At 53.1% G+C, this 772-nt stretch carries 2 protein-coding genes; one reads left to right on the top strand and one right to left on the bottom strand.

What is annotated here, in order from left to right:
• Positions 1–140: 140 nt before the first annotated feature.
• A complete protein-coding gene (locus EP57_RS16850; protein ID WP_149028038.1) occupies positions 141–368 on the bottom strand; it encodes a hypothetical protein in 228 nt (75 codons plus the stop codon).
• Between the two features lie 40 nt (positions 369–408).
• Here EP57_RS16850 and EP57_RS16845 point away from each other — a divergent pair.
• A partial coding sequence (locus EP57_RS16845; RefSeq protein WP_149028037.1) for a hypothetical protein occupies positions 409–772 on the top strand: 364 nt, incomplete at its 3' end.

The following is a 772-nucleotide window of genomic DNA, read 5'->3' as shown; positions in this document are numbered from 1 at the left end:
CAAGCCAAAAGCCAAGTAGGAATCGCCGTATGGGGAACGACCCACCTTGCCCCTGGTCCTAGAGTCACTGGCTATACAAATGGCGTAGTCCAAGGTAATGCCATCGATGCCATTGAGCCAAGCCGTTCGATTACGACCCACTATGGTGCCATCGCGCTGAAGCTAGTTGGCAACAAAGCAGGAACCGAAAACGAAGCACAGCCACAAGGCATGTTGGTCACACAAAATACTATCGGAAAAGCTGCTGTCAACTCCGTCCAATTAGCGGGTATCAGTTCTGCGGGGAGTACGCGCAATACCACCCTTGCCGCCAACCACATCGGAGTGATTGGCAGTAGTAGCCCTGCAGCCCAAGCCGTTATCGGCAAGCTTACGCACGCCCCCATCACGTTACGAGAAAGAGCGAGCATGATGACATTTCAGCACAACATCGTGGCCAACCAGAACGCGGTCATGGTCCAAGACGATAAATATGGCATCCGTTCCGACATGCATCTGGAAGGGCTGGCCACCAATCAATGGGAGGACCCGAAAGACAATGTGACGCGCCAACAAGATCAGTATAGTTATGCGATCACCAATGTCCAATGGGATGGCGAAACAGGCACGGTGACAGGGAATGTCGGCAATCAGGTGGGGACGGTCGAAGTCCATCAAGGCAGCCGTTCCGAGGTGTTAGCCAACAACCAACAAGTGGTCGCCAATACCTATACCCGCATCAATCCAGCGACACGGACATTTCGTATCCAATCCAACGCCTTGAAAGGAACGA

The sequence above is a fragment of the Listeria booriae genome (genome assembly GCF_000766865.1).
GTDB classification, from domain to species: domain Bacteria; phylum Bacillota; class Bacilli; order Lactobacillales; family Listeriaceae; genus Listeria_A; species Listeria_A booriae.
The sequence above is the reverse complement of the archived record's forward strand: the minus strand, read 5'-3'. Positions and strand labels throughout refer to the sequence as shown.